Origin of the sequence: Exiguobacterium sp. s150 (genome assembly GCF_018618435.1) — a bacterium.
GTDB classification, from domain to species: domain Bacteria; phylum Bacillota; class Bacilli; order Exiguobacteriales; family Exiguobacteriaceae; genus Exiguobacterium; species Exiguobacterium alkaliphilum.
The window spans coordinates 73,450-95,519 of sequence record NZ_JACSMC010000007.1 but is presented as its reverse complement, the minus strand read 5'-3'; the positions used below and the strand labels follow the sequence as shown (position 1 = coordinate 95,519).

General features: G+C 53.6%; 22 protein-coding genes and 1 other annotated feature. Of the genes, 15 read left to right on the top strand and 7 right to left on the bottom strand.

The window, feature by feature from the left end; all coding sequences use genetic code 11:
- Nucleotides 1-91: 91 nt before the first annotated feature.
- From KNP76_RS05925 to KNP76_RS05910, 4 genes are all read left to right on the top strand, one after another.
- Nucleotides 92-655, top strand: coding sequence for a bacteriorhodopsin (locus KNP76_RS05925; RefSeq protein ID WP_251137366.1), 564 nt, complete (start codon nucleotides 92-94; stop codon nucleotides 653-655).
- A gap of 57 nt (nucleotides 656-712) precedes the next feature.
- Nucleotides 713-929 (top strand) — a binding site (T-box leader).
- 41 nt (nucleotides 930-970) lie between these two features.
- Nucleotides 971-3,373 carry a leucine--tRNA ligase gene (gene leuS, locus KNP76_RS05920; RefSeq protein WP_211780824.1) on the top strand — a complete coding sequence of 801 codons (2,403 nt, stop codon included), beginning with the start codon at nucleotides 971-973 and terminating at the stop codon, nucleotides 3,371-3,373.
- Between the two features lie 119 nt (nucleotides 3,374-3,492).
- Nucleotides 3,493-4,578 (top strand): hypothetical protein, encoded by a 1,086-nt coding sequence (locus KNP76_RS05915; RefSeq protein ID WP_214843508.1) that lies wholly within the window; start codon nucleotides 3,493-3,495, stop codon nucleotides 4,576-4,578.
- Entirely contained in the window at nucleotides 4,575-5,102 is a 528-nt protein-coding gene (locus KNP76_RS05910; RefSeq protein WP_371816166.1) for a pyrophosphohydrolase domain-containing protein, read from the top strand. Before KNP76_RS05915 ends, KNP76_RS05910 begins: the two co-directional genes overlap by 4 nt.
- Before the next feature lie 26 nt (nucleotides 5,103-5,128).
- Here KNP76_RS05910 and KNP76_RS05905 read toward each other — a convergent pair whose 3' ends face one another.
- Nucleotides 5,129-6,400 (bottom strand): BaiN/RdsA family NAD(P)/FAD-dependent oxidoreductase, encoded by a 1,272-nt coding sequence (locus KNP76_RS05905; protein WP_200871122.1) that lies wholly within the window; start codon nucleotides 6,398-6,400, stop codon nucleotides 5,129-5,131.
- A gap of 140 nt (nucleotides 6,401-6,540) precedes the next feature.
- Between KNP76_RS05905 and KNP76_RS05900 the strand changes: the two genes are divergently transcribed.
- Together KNP76_RS05900 and KNP76_RS05895 are read left to right on the top strand one after the other, a co-directional pair.
- On the top strand, nucleotides 6,541-8,238 hold the full coding sequence (locus tag KNP76_RS05900) for a putative polysaccharide biosynthesis protein (protein WP_214843498.1): 1,698 nt from the start codon (nucleotides 6,541-6,543) through the stop codon (nucleotides 8,236-8,238).
- Nucleotides 8,238-8,948 carry a pseudouridine synthase gene (locus KNP76_RS05895; protein ID WP_034809201.1) on the top strand — a complete coding sequence of 237 codons (711 nt, stop codon included), beginning with the start codon at nucleotides 8,238-8,240 and terminating at the stop codon, nucleotides 8,946-8,948. The genes KNP76_RS05900 and KNP76_RS05895 overlap by 1 nt, the downstream gene beginning before the upstream one ends.
- 84 nt (nucleotides 8,949-9,032) lie before the next feature.
- Here the strand turns inward: KNP76_RS05895 and KNP76_RS05890 are convergent, their stop codons facing one another.
- Nucleotides 9,033-9,254, bottom strand: a complete 222-nt coding sequence (locus KNP76_RS05890) for a DeoR family transcriptional regulator (protein WP_034809203.1) — start codon at nucleotides 9,252-9,254, stop codon at nucleotides 9,033-9,035.
- 306 nt (nucleotides 9,255-9,560) lie between these two features.
- Between KNP76_RS05890 and pepV the strand changes: the two genes are divergently transcribed.
- From pepV to KNP76_RS05860, 6 genes are all read left to right on the top strand, one after another.
- Nucleotides 9,561-10,946, top strand: coding sequence for a dipeptidase PepV (gene pepV / locus KNP76_RS05885; RefSeq protein WP_214843496.1), 1,386 nt, complete (start codon nucleotides 9,561-9,563; stop codon nucleotides 10,944-10,946).
- Between the two features lie 61 nt (nucleotides 10,947-11,007).
- Nucleotides 11,008-12,159 carry an MFS transporter gene (locus KNP76_RS05880; protein ID WP_200871123.1) on the top strand — a complete coding sequence of 384 codons (1,152 nt, stop codon included), beginning with the start codon at nucleotides 11,008-11,010 and terminating at the stop codon, nucleotides 12,157-12,159.
- A 5-nt stretch (nucleotides 12,160-12,164) separates the two neighbouring features.
- Nucleotides 12,165-12,740: an RNA 2',3'-cyclic phosphodiesterase gene (thpR, locus tag KNP76_RS05875; protein WP_034809497.1), complete on the top strand. Its 576-nt coding sequence runs from the start codon at nucleotides 12,165-12,167 to the stop codon at nucleotides 12,738-12,740.
- Nucleotides 12,710-13,549: an NERD domain-containing protein gene (locus KNP76_RS05870; protein WP_214843494.1), complete on the top strand. Its 840-nt coding sequence runs from the start codon at nucleotides 12,710-12,712 to the stop codon at nucleotides 13,547-13,549. Before thpR ends, KNP76_RS05870 begins: the two co-directional genes overlap by 31 nt.
- A gap of 21 nt (nucleotides 13,550-13,570) precedes the next feature.
- Nucleotides 13,571-15,736 (top strand): type I pullulanase, encoded by a 2,166-nt coding sequence (gene pulA, locus KNP76_RS05865; RefSeq protein WP_214843492.1) that lies wholly within the window; start codon nucleotides 13,571-13,573, stop codon nucleotides 15,734-15,736.
- Between the two features lie 50 nt (nucleotides 15,737-15,786).
- Nucleotides 15,787-16,572, top strand: a complete 786-nt coding sequence (locus tag KNP76_RS05860; RefSeq protein WP_034809213.1) for a phosphotransferase family protein — start codon at nucleotides 15,787-15,789, stop codon at nucleotides 16,570-16,572.
- A gap of 48 nt (nucleotides 16,573-16,620) precedes the next feature.
- On the opposite strand, the gene cydS is transcribed toward KNP76_RS05860, so the two are convergent.
- Entirely contained in the window at nucleotides 16,621-16,731 is a 111-nt protein-coding gene (gene cydS / locus KNP76_RS16100; protein WP_420834626.1) for a cytochrome bd oxidase small subunit CydS family protein, read from the bottom strand.
- A 136-nt stretch (nucleotides 16,732-16,867) separates the two neighbouring features.
- On the opposite strand from cydS, the gene trmB reads away from it, so the two are divergent.
- Nucleotides 16,868-17,515 (top strand): tRNA (guanosine(46)-N7)-methyltransferase TrmB, encoded by a 648-nt coding sequence (gene trmB / locus KNP76_RS05855; protein WP_034809214.1) that lies wholly within the window; start codon nucleotides 16,868-16,870, stop codon nucleotides 17,513-17,515.
- Nucleotides 17,516-17,620: 105 nt separating this feature from the next.
- Nucleotides 17,621-18,130, top strand: a complete 510-nt coding sequence (locus KNP76_RS05850) for a hypothetical protein (RefSeq protein WP_235193473.1) — start codon at nucleotides 17,621-17,623, stop codon at nucleotides 18,128-18,130.
- 303 nt (nucleotides 18,131-18,433) lie between these two features.
- Here the strand turns inward: KNP76_RS05850 and dhaM are convergent, their stop codons facing one another.
- The 4 genes from dhaM to KNP76_RS05830 all read right to left on the bottom strand — a co-directional run bounded on the left by dhaM (nucleotide 18,434) and on the right by KNP76_RS05830 (nucleotide 20,788).
- Complete coding sequence (dhaM, locus tag KNP76_RS05845) at nucleotides 18,434-18,781, bottom strand: dihydroxyacetone kinase phosphoryl donor subunit DhaM (protein WP_371816165.1); 348 nt, start codon at nucleotides 18,779-18,781, stop codon at nucleotides 18,434-18,436.
- Between the two features lie 16 nt (nucleotides 18,782-18,797).
- A complete protein-coding gene (gene dhaL / locus KNP76_RS05840) occupies nucleotides 18,798-19,388 on the bottom strand; it encodes a dihydroxyacetone kinase subunit DhaL (RefSeq protein WP_214843490.1) in 591 nt (196 codons plus the stop codon).
- 19 nt (nucleotides 19,389-19,407) lie between these two features.
- Nucleotides 19,408-20,385 (bottom strand): dihydroxyacetone kinase subunit DhaK, encoded by a 978-nt coding sequence (dhaK, locus tag KNP76_RS05835; protein ID WP_214843488.1) that lies wholly within the window; start codon nucleotides 20,383-20,385, stop codon nucleotides 19,408-19,410.
- A gap of 100 nt (nucleotides 20,386-20,485) precedes the next feature.
- Nucleotides 20,486-20,788, bottom strand: coding sequence for a PepSY domain-containing protein (locus tag KNP76_RS05830; RefSeq protein ID WP_024371334.1), 303 nt, complete (start codon nucleotides 20,786-20,788; stop codon nucleotides 20,486-20,488).
- Nucleotides 20,789-20,923: 135 nt separating this feature from the next.
- Between KNP76_RS05830 and KNP76_RS05825 the strand changes: the two genes are divergently transcribed.
- Nucleotides 20,924-21,997 (top strand): M42 family metallopeptidase, encoded by a 1,074-nt coding sequence (locus KNP76_RS05825; protein ID WP_034809222.1) that lies wholly within the window; start codon nucleotides 20,924-20,926, stop codon nucleotides 21,995-21,997.
- Nucleotides 21,998-22,070 lie beyond the last annotated feature (73 nt).

Genomic DNA, 22,070 nt, shown 5'->3' with positions numbered 1-22,070 from the left:
AACAGAAATGGACTGCGCTCGCACAAGCACTTCAGAATCCCACTCATCCCGAAGGGTGAGCTTGCGGCTTTAGCCGTGGGAGTGTCAATTTATGAAAGATGCGGTCGGCGATTCAGGTCTGCTATCGGAAATCACAGGATTCCCGACGGAGATTCGCTATATCGACTGGCTCGTCACGACGCCGCTCTTGCTTGTGAAGTTCCCGTTGCTGTTGAGTTTGAAAGGGAAGATGAAGACGGGGTTACTGACGAAACTGATCGTGGCCGACGTCATCATGATCGTGGCCGGTTATCTCGGGGAATCGTCAATCAACTTGAACGGTGGCTTCACGCAGCTTGGGCTATGGGGTTATTTAGTCGGTTGTTTCGCTTGGCTCTATATCATCTATTTGTTATTCACGAACGTCACGAAAGCGGCGGAGTCGTCTCCGGCACCGATTCGGAAAGCGCTCCTCAACATGCGTCTCTTCATTTTAGTCGGGTGGGCGATATATCCGATCGGCTATGCGGTGACGCTGTTTGCGAGCGGCGTTGAGGTCCAGCTCGTACGGGAGCTGATTTACAACGTGGCGGATTTAGTGAACAAAGTCGGGTTTGGGCTCATCGCGTTCTTTGCGGTCAAAACCATCTCGACGATGAAACAAATTAAGACGTAACGAAAAGTTCACATTGACGCGGTTTTTTATCTTGGGATAGAATGAAAGGGTAGATAAACTATCGCGATGAAAAGGAATAGTATCGTCTTGTCTGTATCGTAGAGAGCCGGTGGTTGGTGCGAACCGGTATATGGACGTCGAGAACTCGCCTTGGAGCAGTTTGCCTGAACGAGAGTAGGGTGAACCGGAGTTACGCCACGTTATCGGCGTCTCAAGTGGCAGAAATGCAACATGGGTGGTACCGCGGAGAGCTTTCAAGCCTTTCGTCCCATTACCGGGGCGGAAGGCTTTTTATTATGCAGAGGAGGATGAATTTTGGACTATTTTAAACATCAAGACATCGAGCCGAAATGGCAAAAGCGTTGGGAAGAGAAGGATGCGTTCCGGACGACAGAAGATCCGGACAAGGAGTGTTTCTACGTCCTTGACATGTTCCCATATCCGTCAGGAGCCGGACTTCACGTCGGTCACCCGGAAGGTTACACGGCGACGGACATCATCGCCCGCATGAAACGGATGCAAGGCTTCAACGTGCTCCATCCGATGGGATGGGACGCGTTCGGTCTTCCGGCCGAGCAGTATGCGTTAGACACAGGGAACGACCCGCGCGAGTTCACAGAGCGCAACATCGGCACGTTCCGACGCCAGTTAAAAGAACTCGGTTTCTCATACGATTGGGACCGTGAAATCAGCACGACGGACCCGAAATACTATAAATGGACGCAATGGATCTTCACACAGCTCCACGACCGCGGACTCGCCTACGTCGACGAAGTCGCCGTCAACTGGTGCCCGGCCCTCGGGACTGTGCTTGCCAACGAAGAAGTCATCGACGGGTTATCGGAGCGCGGAAACCATCCGGTCTATCGTGTGCCGATGAAACAGTGGGTGCTTCGCATCACGGAATACGCCGAGCGCTTGCTCGACGATTTAGAGGGGCTTGACTGGCCAGACAGCGTCAAAGAGATGCAACGCAACTGGATTGGCAAGTCGGTCGGGGCCGAAGTCGATTTCAAAGTCGACGGTCACGATAAAGTCGTGACGGTGTTCACGACACGTCCGGACACACTTTACGGCGCGACATACGTCACGCTCGCACCGGAACACCCATTCGTGAAAGCGATCGCGACACCTGAACAAGTCGTCGCCATCGAAGCGTACGTCGAAGAAGTCTCGAAAAAGACAGACCTCGAGCGGACCGACCTCGCCAAAGAGAAGACGGGTGTATTCACCGGCGCTTACGCGATTAACCCGGTCAATGGCGAGAAACTTCCGATTTGGATTGCCGACTATGTGTTGTCGACATACGGCACGGGCGCGGTCATGGCCGTACCTGGACATGATGACCGCGACTATGAGTTCGCGAAGACGTTCGACCTCCCAATCCGCGAAGTCGTCACAGGCGGCAACTTGGAGGAGGCGGCTTACGTCGAAGACGGCGTTCACGTCAACTCAGGCTCGCTTGACGGGCTCAACAAAGCCGATGCGATTGCTAAAATCATCGAAGAACTCGAATTCGCCGGCACTGGCCGCGCCAAGACGACGTATCGTCTCCGAGATTGGTTGTTCAGTCGCCAACGCTATTGGGGCGAGCCGATTCCAATCATTCATATGGAAGATGGCACACTCAAGACGGTAGCGGTCGAAGAGCTTCCGCTCGAACTCCCAATCATCGATGAAATCAAACCGTCGGGTACGGGCGAATCACCGCTTGCGAACGCGGACGAGTGGTTGACATACACGGACCCGGTGACAGGAGAGAAGGGGCGTCGCGAGACGAACACGATGCCACAGTGGGCCGGCAGCTGCTGGTACTACATTCGCTTCATCGATCCGCATAACGAGGACATGATCGCCGACCCAGAGAAGTTGAAGCGCTGGCTCCCGGTCGACTTGTATATCGGTGGTACGGAGCATGCGGTCCTTCACTTGCTCTACGCACGTTTCTGGCATAAAGTGCTCTACGACATCGGCATCGTGCCGACGAACGAGCCGTTCCAAAAGCTCTATAACCAAGGGATGATCCTCGGTGAGAACAACGAGAAGATGTCGAAGTCAAAAGGCAACGTCGTCAACCCGGACGACATCATCAAATCGCACGGTGCCGACACGCTCCGTCTTTATGAGATGTTCATGGGACCGCTCGACGCGGCCATCGCCTGGTCGACGAACGGACTTGACGGCGCTCGTCGCTTCCTCGACCGCGTCTGGCGTTTGTTCGACCAAACGGAGCTCACAGACGGCGCGCCGACGGCCGACTTCGAGCGGACATACCATCAGACGGTGAAAAAAGTGACCGAAGACTACGAGGCGCTCCGTTTTAACACGGCCATCTCGCAACTCATGGTCTTCATCAACGAGGCGTACAAACAAGACACGCTTCCAAAACAAGAGATGGTCAACTTCATCAAGATGCTCGCCCCGGTCGCGCCACACTTGGCCGAAGAATTGTGGGAGCGTCTCGGCATGACGGAAGACTTGACGTACGCGGCCTGGCCGACGTTCGATGAGTCGAAACTCGTCAGCGACACGATTGAAGTCGTCATCCAAGTGAACGGGAAGCTTCGTGCGAAGATGCACGTGGCCCGTGACGCTTCGAAAGAAGTACTCGAGGCTGATGCGCTCGCGAACGAACGCGTTCAAGAGTTCACGGAAGGAAAGACGGTCCGCAAAGTGATTGTCGTACCTGGTAAACTCGTCAATATCGTCGTAGGATGACCGAAGAGAACGTGTGACATTGTCACATGTTCTTTTCTTTTTCCTGACGCCGTTTTCTTTTTCGAGAGGGTTTGTTACACTAAAGGGCGATACTGTAGAAAAAAGGGGACAAACTGTCCATGAAACGTTCTTACGTACTATATACGACCTCGTTCGCTGTATTGGTCGGGATGATTCTCTGTTACGTGTTCGTCTTTTCCGACAAAGAGATTCAACGACAAATCAGCGCGACGTTCGATAAAATCGACATTCAAACGAGCCATCAGGCGACGCCGCTTCCGCCGGTCGAGGCCTCACCTGACGATGAGGACATCGATACGACCGATGCACTCGAACAAATTCAAAACATCGATGAAGTGTACTACAGCGACACGATTGGTGCCTACCTCGTCTTGACGGACAATCGTGAGTTCTTCGAAGTGAGCGGAAACGCCAACCGTGTCATCGCTTCGCTCCAACTCGAAAACGAAGGACAAACGTTGAAGCTGAGCGAGTTCATCGGCATGCGGATGATCACCGAGACGAAAATCTTTGCGGTCACGGACAAGGGCGTCCTCGTGACGATTGAACGGGAAGGCGGTCGCTGGGTCGAGCAAGAACGAAAAGCGATTGCCGGCATCCGACCGAACGACCGCTTGTTCGGTCTCGGCTTTGACCAGACGACCGAACGCTTAATCATCATGAACCGTGAATCGGGAACGACCGACGTCGAGCTCCTCTACATCGAAGAGCGCATCACGGAAGTCGAGACGGAGGAACGGGACGAGGCGGGGCAACGGGACGAGCCAGAGGGCGAGTCAAGCGCTGACGACGAAGCAACGGGAGAAGAGACGATTGATGTCGATGCGGTCGCCCCTGAAGATGAAGCGCTGCAGACAGAGGCCGAACCTGATCCGGAACCGCTCAGCGAGTGGGCGATTGAATCGCGCAAAGCGCTCACGACGACCGGTATGAGCGCCTCGATTCAACAAAAATTCGAGAAGTTCCGCGGCGTCGGGCTCGTCGAACGACAAGGCCGGATTTACGTCCTTGACTCCGAAGAGCTCGTCTTATACACCATCAACCCGAATGAAGGAACGATGAACGGCCAGATGGTGACACCACGCGTGTACGGATCGACCGGGATGTTCCTGCAAGACAACGAGATTTTTGCAATCGTACGACCAGACGTGTTCGACCTGGACGCTTTCGTCTCGGTCGACTGATAGGAGAGGGTACTATGAGTAAACGCTATTTTTTTGAAGAGGTCCGCCAGTTCCATGAGACGTTCGGACACCCGGAAGCGAAGACACCGGAACCACTCGTCCTTGACCGTGCCGTCAAACGCTCGGTCTGGACGGCCGAAGAAGCGGTCGTCGAGTTTTTACACCAATCGTCTCGTAACGAAGCGGAATTTTTAGAGGCCGTCGCCGCATTCAAGCAAGGTCTAGACCAAGCGGTCGAGAAGTCGTTATCGATGCCGTTGCCCGAATCGGACGTCGAGCGTCTCGTCGGACAAGGCGATGCGCTTACGGACGCGCTCTACTTCGTCATGGGCAGCTTCGTCGAGCTCGGGCTTGACCCGGTGCCGTTGTTTGAAATCGTACAACGGGCGAATATGGCGAAACTCGGTCCGGACGGCAAACCGATTTTGCGCGAATCGGACAATAAAATCATGAAGCCAGAAGGGTGGATGCCGCCTGAGCCAGAGCTCGAGGCTGAAGTGCTCCGACAGATGGCAAAAAAATAAGAGTAGGTGGTCGCGACCACCTACTCTTATTTTGCTTCAACAGAAGCGAACTCGGCTGCATGCGACCCCGCGCAATGCCCGGTCGTGAATGCCGCCGTGATGTTATAGCCGCCCGTATAACCGTGGATATCGAGCACTTCGCCGGCGAAGAATAGGCCAGGTGCCTTTTTCGACATCATCGTCTGCGGGGCGATCTCTTTGACGGAGACACCGCCGCCGGTGACGAACGCCTTGTCGAAGTCGAGCGTGCCGATGGCGTGAAGCTCGAACGCCTTCAGCTGAGTCGCGAAATCGAGGACCGATTGCTTCTTCAACTGGCTCGCGTCTTCTTCACCGAACGCGAGTGCCGCGAGCAACAAGTCGAGCATCCGTTCCGGGATGAAACCTTTCCAGACGTTTTTGACGGCTCGTTTCGGTTGCGACTGAACTTGTTTGAGTAGTTCTTGATACAGTTCGTCGCGCGCCATGTCCGGGAACAAGTCGAGCGACAACGTCACGACACGTTCTTTACTACGCTTACGCTCTTTAATCGTATACTGGCTGCAACGAAGGGCAATCGGTCCGGAGATACCGAAGTGCGTGAAAATCATGTCCCCGCGATGCGTCTTGATCGGCTTCCCTTTTTTACCGTGGACGGTGAGGGCGACGTCTCGTAGCGAGAGGCCTTGCAGTTCCTTCGTCCCGATGAAGGCGTCGTTCAATTTGATGGGCACCTCGGTCGGGAACAGTTCGGTGATCGTGTGACCGGCCTTCTCGGCCCAAGGGTAGCCGTCGCCAGTCGATCCGGTATGCGGGACCGACTGTCCGCCGACGGCAATCACGCATGCGTTCGCCTCGATACGTTCCCCGTCTTCGAGTTCGACGGCTGTGAACTCGTTTTCTTCATTAAAATGGAGCGTCTTTACTTTGGCGTTCTTTCGAATCTCGACGCCGAGGTCGTCGATGGCACGGAGCAACGTATTGACGACGTCTTGTGCCTTGTCGGTCACCGGGAACATCCGACCGTTGTCTTCTTCTTTCAACGGGATGCCGAATCCGGTGAACAAATCAATGATGGATTGATTGTCGAACTGGGCGAGGGCGCTGTAAAGGAAACGACCGTTCCCGGGGATGAACTGGACAAGTTCGTCGACCGGTTTCCGATTCGTCACGTTACAACGGCCGCCGCCAGAGATCGCGAGCTTGCGCCCGAGTTTTGAGCCTTTGTCGATGAGGAGCGTGCGCGCGCCGGCTTTCGCCGCGGCATAAGTGGCCATGAGACCGCTCGGCCCGCCTCCGATGATGATGACGTCTTTCATGATGGTATACCTCGTTTCTATCAAATCGATCGGTAAAATTATCGTAACTTTATTATCCGCAACAGTAAGAGTATAATGAGAAACAGTTGTTTTGTAAAACGAAGTCATTTCATGATGAACCGAATAGATGGAGGTAACGCATGTCATCAAGCGTCAAACAAGATTCAGGAAGAGAGTCGTTCGTCAGAGGGACGCTCCTTCTATCCGCCGGGAACTTGACTTCTCGGATGCTCGGGTTGTTATATACGTTCCCGTTCCAAGCGATGGTCGGGATTGCCGGTGTCACGCTCTATCAGGCGGCGTATACGTATTACGCACTCATGATCGCCATCTCGACGGCGGGCATTCCGGTCGCCGTCTCGAAGTTCATCGCCAAGTATAACGCGCTTGGCGAATACGGGACGAGTCAACGCTTGTTCCGACAAGGGATGAAACTTATGCTCGCTACCGGCGTCGTCGCATTTCTCATCTTATTTTTTGCGGCACCTTGGCTCTCGGAGCTGATGGTCCGTAACTCCGACAACAATCAGCAATATGTCGACTCGCTCACGCTCGTCACGCGCAGCGTCAGCTTCGCACTCCTCCTCATCCCGGCGATGAGCATGGTCCGCGGTTATTTCCAAGGTCATCAAGACATGGCACCGACGGCGATCTCACAAGTCATCGAACAGATCGTCCGCATCTTGTTCCTGCTCAGCGGGACGATGCTCGTCTTGTTCGTCTTAGCGGATTCGGAATTGATTCGACCGCTCGCCGATACGCTCGGCGGAACCGGTGCGGTCGAGACGACAGAGTTGAACGGATTAAAAGTGCTCGCCGTCACGATCGCGACGTTCAGCGCGTTCATCGGAGCGATCGGTAGTATCGTCGTGTTGGCCATTTACTGGCGGAAACGAAAGCTGATCCACACGAATACGGAAAATCCGGAAGGAACGCCGGTCCGGTCGATGAAGTCGCTCTTGCTCGAGCTACTCAGCTATTCGATTCCAATCGTCATGGTCGGACTGTCGACACCGCTCTATCAGTTCGTCGACCAGTTGACGATGGTGAACACGCTTCTCAATTCAGGGAAGACGGTGTCCGAGGCGACGTCGGCGTTCGGATTCTTGACTGGGAACGCCCATAAAATCGTCTTGATTCCCGTGTCGATTGCAGCGAGTGTGTCGATGGCGACCATCCCGCTCGTCACGCGTTCGTTTACGCACGGAGACATGACGAAAGTGCGCAACCAAGTGAATCACATCTTCCAAGTGTCGTTCTTCGTGACGATTCCAGCCGTCATCGGTCTCGTCGCATTGGCTGAACCGTTGTTCGGGACGTTGTTCCCGCGTGACCGGGAAGGGTGGGTGTACTTACTTCACTACGCGCCGAGTGCGTTCTTCTTGGCGTACTACTCGGTAGCGGCCGCGATTCTACAAGGAATCAATCGGCAATATTTCACCATCTTTGCCACGGCGATGGGACTCCTCGCTAAAGTCGTCTTGAACGTCCCGTTCGTCTATTTGCTCGGCGGCATCGGGGCCGGTTATGCGACGATTGCCGGCTATATCGTCGCCATCGTCCTCATGGTTTGGAAGATTCAACGGGCGCTCCAGTTCCCGTATAAACAGTTGCTCCGCCGAACGATGCTCATGTTCGCGATGGGGGCTGTCATGTTTATCGTCGTCTATGGGTCGTTGTTCGTTACGTTGAATCAAGAACCGAGCTGGGGGAATGACATTCTCGCGACGTTCGTCGGCTTCGGTCTCGGCCTCATCGTATACGGCTATCTCGGTTGGAGAAGTCATTTGGCCGGTAAGTTGTTAGGGAAACGATTCGAGTATCGGAGGAAAGCATAATGCGGATTGATAAATTATTGGCCAATATGGGGTATGGATCCCGAAAAGACGTCAAGCTGTTATTGAAACAAGGCGCTGTTCAAGTGGATGGTCAACCGGTGAAAGATGCGAAGCGGCATGTGAAACCAGAGACAGAGGTTGTGACCGTGTTCGGTGAAGCGGTCGACTATAAACCGTTCGTCTACCTGATGATGAACAAACCGGAGGGCGTCGTCAGCGCGACCGAGGATCAAGTCGAGACGACGGTTCTCGAATTGATTGATCCGTCCTACGCACATTACGAACTGTTTCCGGTCGGACGGCTCGACAAGGACACGACCGGGCTACTGTTGTTGACGAATGACGGGGCGTTCAATCATGCGCTCATGTCCCCGCGAAAGCACGTCGATAAAGTGTATGTCGCTGAAATCGATGGCGAGATGACCGTCGACGATGTGCGCCGGTTCGCCGAAGGCGTCGAGCTCGAAGACGGATACACGACGAAACCGGCCCGTCTTGAAGTGATTAGCCGGAACGGTCGTCGCTCGATGATTCGCCTGACGTTGTCTGAAGGCAAGTATCATCAGGTCAAACGGATGGTCGCGGCCGTCGGGAAACACGTCGAACGGCTCGAACGGATTCAAATCGGGACGCTCGAACTAGACCCGACGCTCGAGCGGGGTGCTTACCGGGAGTTGACGCAAGAAGAATATGACGCCTTGTTGGCGTGATGAAGCGACCGATGGACGAGTTGTCCATCGGTTTTCTTGCGCAAAAAAAGAAGCCTCAACTTGAGACTTCCACGTAATTTTTATTCAGTTTGCCGTCTTCAGCGACCGTTTCGATGCGGTCCACGTTCCGCGGCTCGGACTCTCAACAAGATTATTGTACTCAAGCACGTTCAAATCACGCTGGACAGTGCGCGATGTGATTCCGAACTCTTCTACTAGTTCTGAAGTGGTGACGCATTCCCTTTCGTTTATGAACAAATAAATGGACTTGATGCGGGTTAGCATACGATCTGTTGAACCTTTCATTGGATGACCTCCCAATGCGTAGAATGGTAAAGACATAACCGACGAACGACAAAATGAAATATGAAATTGTTATTTTCTAAAATTACACCTTTAGTATACCGCTCTCGGATAGAATTGCAAGTGAAAAGCACGAACGTTTCAAATGTAAAGTTGATGTTACGAACGTAAAAATCGAATGAATAATTTGTAAAACAGGTAAAATCAAGCTAAAAGACGAACGAAAAAAACTTTTCGAAATGAATGTTCGTCTTTCTAACATTTGGATATACTAATAGAGGAGACAACATTCGCAAAGGGGAGATTGACATGAACTGGAGACAAGAAGTCGATACACGAAAAGAGGCATTTCTAGACGACTTACACAGATTGCTTCGCATCCCGAGCGTGCTCGACGAATCAAAAGCAGGACCGAATGAGCCGTTCGGACCGGACGTGCGCCAGGCCCTCGACTACATGCTCGAGCTCGGTCAGCGGGACGGGTTCACGACGAAAGACGTCGGCGGATACGCCGGACACCTCGAATACGGGGAAGGGGACGAACTCGTCGGCATTCTTTGCCACTTGGACGTTGTGCCGGCCGGGGAAGGTTGGACGTATGGGGCGTTCAACCCGACGGTCGCGGACGGGAAAATTTTCGCGCGCGGCAGCAACGACGATAAAGGGCCGACACTTGCCGCGTATTACGGGTTAAAGATCGTGAAAGAGCTCGGTCTGCCGCTCTCGAAACGGGTTCGGCTCATCGCCGGGTGTGACGAAGAGAGTGAGTGGCGTTGCGTGCGCGAGTATTTCAAACAAGAAGAGATGCCGACGTACGGATTCGCCCCAGACGCGGACTTTCCCATCATCAACGCGGAAAAAGGATTGTATGACGGGGTATTGAAACAAGTCCCAATTCAACGGGTACCGGGAGTGAAACATCAATTGATCTCGTTCATGAGCGGGGAACGTCCGAACATGGTCCCGGATTACGCGACGGCCGTCTTGAAGACGGACGATGTGCTCGAGGAGAAGTTTGAAGCTTACCTTGAAAAATATGAGGCGGACGGGACGTGTGTCTACGATAAAGGGGAGTACACGCTCACGATGCGTGGTGTCGCGGCCCATGCGATGGAGCCGGATAACGGCGTGAACGCGGCCTACGTCCTCGCTGGATTCTTGTTGCCGCTGCCACTTGATATTCAAGGAGAGCGTTACATCGAATTCATCCGCCACGTCTTCGCCGATTCGCGTGGCATCTCCCTCGGAATCGAAGCGAGTGACGAGACGGGCGACTTGACCGTCAACGGCGGCGTATTCCGTTATAACGAGGATGAGCGCACAGCGACGCTCAACATCCGTTATCCGTACACGGCGAAATTCACGGAACGGTTGCAAAACTTGAAAGAAATCGCCTTGTCGTTCGGCTTCGAACTGTCAACACGTCACCATATGCCACCGCATCACGTCGCGGAGGATCATCCACTCGTCAAGACGCTTCAAGCTGTATATGAACGGCAAACGGGCGAGTCGGCCAACTTGATGGCGATTGGCGGGGGGACTTACGCCCGTTCGCTCGAGGCCGGTGTCGCGTTCGGCGCGCTGTTCCCTGGTGCAAAAGATGTGGCCCATCAAGTCGATGAATACATGGAAATTGAAGATTTGTTACGGGCGGCTGCGATTTATGCGGAAGCCATCTATGAGCTCGCTAAATGAAAAACACTCGGAGAGCTGACTGAATCGGTCAGCTCTCTGCCTATTCGAAAGGAAGTTTATTGTGAATCAGCAAAAACGGTTATACCAATCGATTTATGTCGCCATCTTTTTCGCCCAAGGTGCGTTAATTCCATACATGACGTTATTTTTCTCTCAATCCAGATTTGATTTGTCTCCGAGTGAGGTCGGGACGATCGTCGCGATTCTGCCGATTCTCTCCATCGGGGTGCAGCCGCTATGGGGAATGCTCGCCGATCGGACCGGTCGCGTCCGAGCTTGGCTCGTCCTCGCGATGATTGGCGCTGCCGCCATCTCGATCACGTTTTTGTTCGCGACAGCTTACTTGTGGATCGTTCTGTTGATGGTCGCCTGGTCGATTTTCCAATGTGCCCACATCCCACTCGTTGACATGATGACGCTCGACTATACGGCCCGCGCTAAAATCGATTACGGTGCGATTCGACTCTATGGCTCCGCCGGGTTCGCCATCGCTGTGTTCATGATGGGCCGAATCGCCGACACACCATGGGGGCTTTCGAGCACGTTCCTCCTCAGTGCGATCGTCCTCGTCCTTGGGAGTATCATCTTGCGGCGAATCGACGAACCGGGGTTGGCCCGGACGACGACCGTCGCGCCATTCGCCTGGTCGGCCGTGTGGAACGTCCCGTTCGTCGCTTTTTTAATCGGAGGGATGCTCGTCTTCGGTCCGATTTATGCGAACAACTATTACTTCGGCATTTACGTGACGAGTATCGGTGGGTCGACGACGCTCGTCGGGACATTATTTTTAGTCGCCGTGCTCTGTGAGATCCCATTCATGAAAGTCGCGTATCAAATCGTCGCAAAACTCGGCACGGTGAACGTGCTCGCGGGCGCCGCCTTCATCTCGGCCATCCGAAACGGCTGGCTCGCCCTCGAGCCGCCACTTCTCGTCGTCTGGATCTTGGCAATCGTCCAAGGGCTCGTCGTCGGCTTGCTCATCCCGGTAGCGCTTCAGTTCGTAAGGAGCCTCGTCAGTCTGAACGTGACCTCGACGGCGATTGGCGTCTATATGGCACTCACGTCAGGTTTGGCGACGGCTGCCTTCAACCAATTGAGCGGAATCATCATTGAAGTCGACAGCATCATTGGTGTATTTTGGATGTACACCGCAGTCAGTCTTCTTGGAGCGGCTTTGTTTTTAGGCATGAGACGGTTCCGTGAGAAAGGATGATTCCGATGACGACACATTATTTTATCGCCTTGCCGATAGAAGCAGACGAGTTCGCACGCATTCAACGGGAAGTACTCCCTTATTATTCCTACCGCCGTGTCTATCGACCGGACGAGTTCCATTTGACGCTTCAGTTTCTTGGGGCGCTCGATGACGATCAAGTCGAGGCCGTGAGAGAAATCACGAAACAAGTGGCGAATGAGACGAGACCGTTCACGTTGACGTTCGAACAGATTGATTTCTTCGGTCGACCGGATCGTCCGCGCGTCTTGACGATCATTCCAGAAGCGTCGCCTGCACTCACCGCGTTCGTGAGCACGTTGCGGGGACGATTGCACGATGAAGTACCGGGGCTCGACCGAAAAACGTTCGTCCCGCACGTCACACTCGCAAAAAAATGGGACAGTGGCCATGTCGTGCCGCACATGGCACCGACGTTCCATGTTACCGAAACGATTGACGCGGCCGTCTTGTATCGAATCAACCCGAGTCACACCCCTGCTTATGAAGCGGTGGACGTATTCCCGTTAACACGCTCAGAGGAGGACACATGGCGATCCCGATTAAAATTTTTGACGTGACGTCGAAGTATGAACGAAACGTCTTGGACCAATATAACCGTTACCAAGAATATGTGGAGTCCGATACGGCCCGCATGCGACGCTTGCACGAGCTCAATCGTTTGAGTCCGCCCGAAGTCGTCGAGTTCGACAACCCGTGGTGGAAATTTTGGCGCAGAACCGAACGCATCGAACTCGAGCCGACCCCGTTGACCGATTCACAGTTTCAGGCGCTGTTGGCGTCGCGAAAGAAGATGCAAAAGTTGCAGTTCGCGTGCGAGGGTGCGACCGAGGCGGACGCCCCGTTGCTCGCATTTTTACGTGACTTCGGCTACCGGAACATGTTGACGGAATGGAATGAACACCATTTCTTCATGTTCCGTCCGGTCGTCCGTTGGAACGGGGCGACGGTGGAGTTGAGTCATCTCATCATCGGTCCGTCCCATCTCTATATCGTCGAATGGCTCGAAGGGGACCGGAGCATCTATCACATATCAAAAGAGAAGACATGGATTCATCAGCCGCTCAAAGGGGAAAATACCCGTGTAGTCAATCCGCTCATCGCTTTGACGCGAACTGAGGAGATTGTCCGTCTGTTTCTTCCGTCCTATGACGGGGTCTTACAGAAAGTGACGGTGGCCCCGAACGGCTATTTCGATCATGTACCTACATCAAGCACGACCCAGTTCATCTCACGGTCGGACTATGACCAGTGGCTCAAACAAGTGAACGGGCGTGCCCCGATCGTGAAAGCCCAACAAATTCGAGATGTGGCGACACTTCTAGACCAGACAGCTCAGATGCCGTTTCGACAATTTATGGATCAGTAGGTAGGAGAGGATGGAACGCGTATGCATCACACACCTGACCAACAGACGACGACACATGCGACAATCGAGCGAGCGTCTTTATTATCGTTCGAATTGATTCGGCTCGAGGTCGTCCCAGAATATGAAGCCATTCCAGTGCAGATCGAACAAAATGGGCGCCCTGTCGACTATACGATTGTCGACGAACGTTGGACCGAGACGGGGACGATGGAACGGGACGTGAGATTGAGCCGGCCCGTCTCGCTCGAGACCGTCTATACCGTCTTCCACCCGGGCCATAAAACGATCGTCGCAGTCCCAAGAGAGATCGTCCAGACCAAAGAGTTCGAGCGGCGTTATGCGTATGACGGCCCCCTCGGTCTCGTCTTCGGTGCAACCACGATTGAAGCGTTCATTTGGTCACCGGTCGCCTTCTCGATATGGGTGACGGTGCACGATGAGACGACCTCCCGTGAAATCGAACGGTTTCGGATGACGCGACAAAGTCGCGGCGTCTGGCATGCCGACATTCCGCGATTATATGAAGGGCTCCTCTATCGGCTGCACGTGAAGACGCCGGTCGAGACGAACGATGTCGTCGACCCTTACGCGAAAGCCGTCAGTCTCAACGGCGAGTTTGGCGTACTGGTCGATGTCGAGTCCCATCTCGCCTCAAGCGTCGAACGAGTGGAGCGGCCGCCGCTTCGAAAAGCGACAGATGCCGTCATTTACGAGTTACACATCCGTGATTTCACGAGCCATCCGTCATCGACGAGCCGCATGAAAGGGTTGTACGGAAGCGTGGCAGAGACGGGACTCACGACACAAGCCGGACATAGTGCCGGGCTCGACTATATCAAACAGCTCGGCGTGACCCACGTCCAACTGCTTCCGGTCCATGATTTTGGAAGTGTCGATGAGGCGACCCGCATGCCGTACAATTGGGGATATGACCCGATTCATTGGTTCGCGATTGAAGGCAGTTACGCGAGCGAACCGAGGGCGCCGTTGTCCCGCGTGACCGAGTACGCCGAGCTCGTCACCGACTTGCACCGCGCCGGCCTCCGGGTCGTTGTCGACGTCGTCATGAATCACGTTTACGTTCGGGAGCAATCCGCCCTCGAGGCGCTCGTCCCGTATTATTTCTTCCGCTACGAACATGACGGGACTGTGGCGAACGGCACCGGGGTCGGGAACGATACCGCGTCCGAGCGCTACATGATGCGGCGCATGATCGTCGACTGTGTGACCTATTTCGCGTCGGCATATCACGTGGATGGATTCCGGTTCGACTTGATGGGGATCCATGACGTAGAGACGATGAATCAAGTGCGCATCGCGCTCGACAAAATCGATCGCTCCATCCTGATTTATGGGGAAGGGTGGGACTTGGCGACACCGCTCAGTCCGTCGATGAAAGCGACGTCGCATAACGCGGCCCATATGCCGCGCATCGGTCACTTCAACGACATGATGCGGGATGCGCTCAAAGGCTCGACGTTCAACGACCGCGAGCGTGGGTTCGTCTCCGGTAATGAGTGGCGAGAGTGGGAACTGAGAGAATGTTTGACCGGTGCCGTTCAAATTCCGAACGTGACGGTCGGCCGCTTCCCGAGCCCGCAATATACGATCAATTATGTCGAGGCGCACGACAACCACACGACGTATGACAAGTTGAAGCTCGCATGCGAGGACATCGACGAGGCGACACGGCTACGGATGCAACGATTTGCCACGGCCATCGTCCTCACCTCCCAAGGCGTGCCCTTCTTGCACGCCGGACAGGAGTTCGGCCGGACGAAGCATGGGGTCGAGAATAGTTATAACGCACCAGACCGAATCAACCACCTCGACTGGGACCTCCGCGACGAGCGTGCTTGCGAAGTCGAATATGTGAAAACGTTGCTCAAGCTGCGGCGTCGCCATACGTGCTTCCGGTATGACACACGACAAAAAGTCATCGAGCAGTTCAAGTTTTTACCGTCTCCCCCTGGCGTCATCGCCTATGAGGTGACGGCGAGCCATTCGTATGATGCGTGGCAACGTGTCCGCGTTTATTTGAACGGGACGTTTGAAGACGTGACGTTCCATGCGGAAGGGGATTGGAACGTGTTCGTCCAGGGCGAGACGGCGAGCTTGACGCCGATTGACCGGAATCCAGCCGAGATTCGAGTCGAGTCGTTGTCAATGACGATTATCGCGTGTTAATATGGTGATTGTATCTTTTTAACTTCTTATGAGATTTGAGCGTGATGACTATGTATTCAGATATAATCGGTGCGCTCGGCGAGGAATGGACGGTCGCCTCCGCAGGCGGCATCACTGGCGAGGCATACGTGGCGACGACGCGCCAACAAAAAATCTTCGTCAAGCGAAATTCGTCTCCATTCTTGGCGATTTTATCTGCCGAAGGCATCGTTCCAAAATTGTTATGGACAAAACGGATGTACAACGGTGACGTCCTCAGTGCCCAACAGTTTATCGAAGGTCGTGAACTGTCGCCAGCCGATATGCAACGTTCGGACGTGGCGGCACAACTTGGAAAAATCCATCATTCGAAAGAGCTATTATTCATGTTACAGCAATTAAATCATACACCCGTCACGTCGTCGCTTTTGCTCCGGCAATGTGTCGCCTACGGCCAAGATGAGTCGAACCGAATAATCGACGAGGCCATACAGTGGCTCACCCGCCATCAGCCGGCCGATGACGACCGAGAGCTCGTCGTCTGTCATTCGGACTTGAATCATAACAACTGGCTAGAAGATGAATCCGGCCAACTGTACTTGACCGACTGGGACGATGCGATTATCGCTGATCGCGCCTTCGACTTGGCGATGGTGCTCTACAGTTACGTCGATGAGGCGGGCTGGGAGGATTGGTTCCGTCAATACGGCGTCGACTTGACGCAGTCGTTGCATGAACGCATGCATTGGTACGCCGTCGCGCAAACCGTGCTTACGATTTATGGGGAACAAAGTGAACTCGAGCGGCTTGAAGGTCTCGCGGTGTTGAAAGAACTTCTCGAGGAAGCCGATGAATGAACGAAAAAAGGGATGGCCCGGTAATCGGGTCATCCCTTTCCATATGCATCACACATCATCTGGTTTCATAAAGAACGCCCATACGAACGTCGCGATGACGGCGCCGAAAAATGTTAACGGGGCCGCATAAAAAATCAAAAATTGGTCCAACGTGCTCATCAATCTAACCTCCCTATGAAGGATGATATACGTTCATTAAACAATGTTTTCGTGTATAATCGCAAGGGGACTGCTTGCTCGATGGGCCACAGTCGGAATAAACTTGAACATTTCATGAACGAAAGGTAGGATTTTCATGCGATTACGCCATAAGCCTTGGGCGAAAGATTATATGCAAGCTCAAGAACACGTTTTTATCTCCGAACCAGAGACGCTGAAAGGGAAGTGGAACGAGGAGTTCGGTAACGAAAACTCGCTCTATATCGAGGTCGGGTCCGGGAAAGGTCAATTTATTTTTGGGATGGCCACACAATTCCCAGACGTCAACTTCATTGCCATCGAGTTGTTCGAGAGCGTAGCTGTGTCAATCGTTCAAAAGTTGGTCGAGACGCCGATGCCGAACGTGCGCGTCTTGACGGTCGATGCGAAACAGCTCGTTGACTATTTTGATGCCGGTGAAGTCGATCGTATCTACTTGAACTTCTCGGACCCATGGCCGAAAACACGTCACGCAAAACGTCGTCTGACGTACAAGACGTTCCTCGCCACGTACGAGGCCGTATTGCCGAGTGGGGGCGAGATTCACTTCAAGACGGATAACCGCGGTCTATTCGAATACTCACTCGAAAGCATGAGCCAGTACGGCATGTACTTCACCGATATTTCACTTGATCTTCACGTAAATGAACCGGCCGATAACGTTAGAACCGAGTATGAAGAGCGGTTTAGCGCCATGGGGCAACCGATCTATCGTATGGAAGCCGCGTTCCGATCGAAAATTTGACACGCTTTTTTCTTATTTTAATAGCATTTTCTTCACACTTTTTTCTTTCTTCTTGGTACAATAGGAATGACGCTAAATTGGAATTAAAGAAGGGGGAACATGGGGATGTTGAAAAAAGCATGGGCAAGCCTGCTTGCAGTAATCTTCATTCTGACAATCGCACCACTGAATCCGTCGGCGAACGAGGCGTTCTTGGACGCCCTCGAAGAGGATTTAAAAGCCACGCACTATGATTACAAAGAAGGAACGGCTGAAATTATCAAGCAAGAGACGCTTACGTCTTCGAACGGTAATGAAATCATTGCGGCGGTCGTCGAACTCGATACGATTCGTGACGGGATCTTCATCACACGCAAGACCGAGTTCCATTATTTCGATGCGACAGAAAACAAGATTTTAGAAACGGCGGACCTTGCTGAAGTCGAGGGTGCGACAGAGTTTTCAGATGCGAACATCGATTTGCTCGGACAAAAAGTCGTTTACTGGTTACCAGTTTTAATCATGTTATTGTTGATTGCGATTCCAGCACTCATCTTGTTCTTCGTCGTGCCACGTTTCTACTCGACGACTGAATACATGAACCCGATTTACGAGAAAAACGATAATCCACGCTAAAAAAGAGCCAAAAGGCTCAGCTTGTTGACTTACATCAATTGAATCGCTCGTCCTTCCGGCGCTTACGTTTTCCGCAGGCAATCCCGGAGCCGCATCGCGACTCGCGTCGCTGCCGGGTCTCCGTCGGATTGCTTTTCCTGCCGGAGTCGGGGCGCCGTCGGACGAGCAACACAAACGGTCGCCGTCGGGTGGCCGTTTGTGTTTTTCTAGGGGGGCTCGATCTCTTAGAACACAAAAAAGACGAACCGATCCGCTTTTTGCGAAGGGGTTCGTCAACAGCTTGAGAGCCGAAAGGCTTTTTTTTCATGCTTCTTGTTTCAGTTGATCCATGATTTGCTCGAGCTCCATTCCGTTGCCGGATGATACGGCCGCGACGAACGCACTCTCGACAATCGGACCGTCATAGAACTGGACGGCTTTGTCGCCTTCATACATATCGATTGCCAATTCGGCGTTCATCGTCGCCGAACCGATATCGGATAAGAGGAGCGCCTCTTTGTCGACGGCTTCAATCGCCTCGAGGATTCGAGTCACATCGGTCCCGATGCTCCCATCTTCGAGTCCGCCAGCGAGATGGATGGGTACAGTTGGAGCCATTTCCTTCAACAAGTCTTGAATCCCTTCAGCAATTTTTTTACTGTGGGAGACGATGATGAGTTCGACGATGTTAACCGACCTCCTTCATGATGGCTTTCAAGATAATGGCGCTTGACATTGCACCTGGGTCGACCGTGCCCCGAGAGTTCTCTCCGAAGTATGAAGCACGGCCTTTCGTCGCTTTCATATCTTCCGTGTCATGGACGAGACGGTCGAGCTTTTCTGCGTAATCGTCCGAATCGGACAACCCCTTCAAAAACGGTTCCCATACATCGACCATCGTCTTTTGACCGACCTCGGATTTTCCGCGTGCCTTGATGGACGCGGCGCCTTCTTCTAACGCTTGCTTGACGAGCGGGAAGTCGGCCTCGGTCGCATCGCCGAACGCTGTCGCGGCTTTGACGAAAGCGGACCCGTAAAGCGGACCGGCTGCTCCGCCGACTTTTGCCATGAGCGTCATGCCGACTTTTTTACTCAGCGCGCCTAACGATTCATAGTCGTCATCAAGAATGGCGGAGACGGCATCGAACCCACGGGACATGTTGATCCCGTGGTCCCCATCGCCGATGGCGCGATCTAGGTCGGTCAATGTGTCTTTATGTGCCTCGATCTCTGATTGGGCGTTTCTTAGCGCTTCTTTCAATCCATCAATCGTTAACATGCGATCAACACCTCGTTTGTTAAATTTTAAATCCGTGTGCGGCCGAAGGCGCGTCTAAATACGTTGTGATTTCATCGTCGAGCGGCAAGAGCGTGATGGAGAAACCATGCATCTCGAGCGATGTCATATAGTTGCCGACGTATTCCCGTTTGAGCGTATAGCCGGCGGCTTCTAATTTTTTGGCGACGAAATGATACGTCACGTATAGTTCGGACAGCGGTGTGCCGCCCATTCCGTTGACCATGACGGCCACTTCGCCGGGTTCGACTTCTTGTTTCAAGTGATCGAGTAAGTCGTCAACGATTGAATCAACGCTTGTCGTCGGTTTGCGCTCGACGCCGCGCTCTCCGTGAATCCCGATGCCAATCTCCATCTCTTCTTCGTTCAAATCGAAGCCTGGTTTACCGCTCACCGGCATATAACAAGGCTCGACGGCCATCCCCATTGAGCGGACGTGGCTCGCGACTTTCTCAGCGACGGCTTTCACTTCTTCGAGCGACTTGCCGCTCGCTGCTGCCGCACCGGCGACTTTATGGACGAATACAGTCCCGGCAACACCACGGCGGTCGTCTTTGTTTGAGATGGCGACATCGTCGGCGACGACGACGTGGTCGACTTTGATCCCTTCGGCGTCAGCGAGTTCGGCCGCGAGTTCGAAGTTCATGACGTCACCGGCATAGTTTTTCACGACGAGGAGGACACCGTTTCCGCCGTCCGCTGCCTTGATGCCCTCGAGCACCATATCCGGTGTCGGTGAAGTGAACACTTCTCCACACACCGCCGCATCGAGCATCCCATCGCCAACATAACCAGCGTGCGCAGGCTCGTGACCGCTCCCGCCGCCTGAGACGAGACCGACTTTTCCAGACTTCGCACCATCGGCCCGACAGATGACGTTTACCCCTTCGACACGACCGTACACGTCGGGATGGGCATGGACCATCCCTTCCACCATTTGCGATACGAGCTCATTTGCTTCACCGATGAGTTTTTTCACGTGGGATCACTCCTTTTCGATTTTAAAAAGTACCAATTACATTTTTCCACTCTTTCTAGACGTTTAAACAAAAAAAGCCGGCGAGTGTTCGCCGACTTGATTACGCATATTCAAGTAGTGCACCAGTCTCTGAATCGACTGTGAACTGGTACGTTTTTTCTTCGTCATTCTCGAGAACCGAGATGCCGCCTTTGAAGACGTCATACTCGCGCCCGTCATACGTGTACACTTCTGGTGATGCCGAAATCCATGCCCCTTGGACATGACCTTTGGCAGAAAATGCGCGTTTCGTGTATTCGAGTGCGTCCTCGGCCGATAAGCTTCGTTCATCCAAAACTTTCTTCGTCATAAGTGCGGCAACGACAGCGACCCCGATTCCAACTAACCAATACCTTTTTTTCATATGACTACCTCCCCTTGAACTATGGCTATCATGTATATCGTACCAAAACCTGTACCCCATTGGAATGAAAAGCATTCGCATCTCATGAAAACTTCTGTATATAATGGTGGCACAACGGTTGAAGGGATGAGACAGATGGAACAAAAAACGAGAGACTTATTCAAGACGCTGACCGAGCTGCCGGGGGCACCGGGGTTTGAGTCTGACGTCCGTCAGTTTGTGCGCGACCGCATCACACCGCATGCGGATGAAATCATGACGGACGGCATCGGCTCGATTTTCGGAAAACGGACCGGGGACGAGGCGGGACCACGCATCATGGTCGCAGGCCATATGGATGAGGTCGCGTTCATGGTGACGCGCATTACGGACAACGGCATGCTATACATACAACCACTCGGCGGCTGGTGGAGCCAAGTGCTCATGGCGCAACGATTCGACATCGTGACAAACGATGGCAAAATCCCTGGCGTCGTCGCTTCGACACCGCCGCACTTGCTCGGACCGGATGCGATGAATAAACCGATGGACATGAAACAAATGTTCATCGATATCGGTGCCGACTCGAAAGAGGAAGCGGAATCGTGGGGCGTCCGACCAGGTCTTCCGGCCGTGCCTACGAGCGACTTCACGCCGCTCAAACATCCGAAAAAAATCATGGCGAAAGCGTGGGATAACCGATACGGTGTCGGGCTCGCCATCGAGTTGCTCGAGGAGACGACGAAAGCCGACCACCCGAACATCCTCTTCTCAGGAGCGACCGTTCAAGAAGAAGTCGGCCTTCGCGGTGCGCAGACGGCTGCCGAAATGATTCAACCGGACGTCGCGCTCGTACTCGATGCGTCACCCGCCAATGACGCGTCAGGCAACAAGACGGAGTTCGGCCAACTCGGGGAAGGGGCGCTTATCCGAATCCTTGACCGCGTCATGGTCATGTCACCGGAAATGCGCGATTTCTTGCTCGATACGGCGTCGGACGAGAACATCAAAACGCAATATTTCGTCTCACCAGGCGGGACGGATGCCGGACGGATTCATTTGAGCGGACAAGGGGTGCCGACGGCGGTCATCGGTGTCGCGGCGCGATACATCCATACGCATGCCTCGATTTTGCATACGGATGATTACGACGCAGCGAAGGCGCTTCTCAAGGCGCTCGTCAAGCGACTCGATCGTTCGACGATGGAGACGCTGCGCGGCTCACGTTAAAAGGGGAACGTCACTTCTAAAGTGGCGTTTTTTTTATTGCTATTTGCCTAGAAACGCTTATACTAAAAAACGT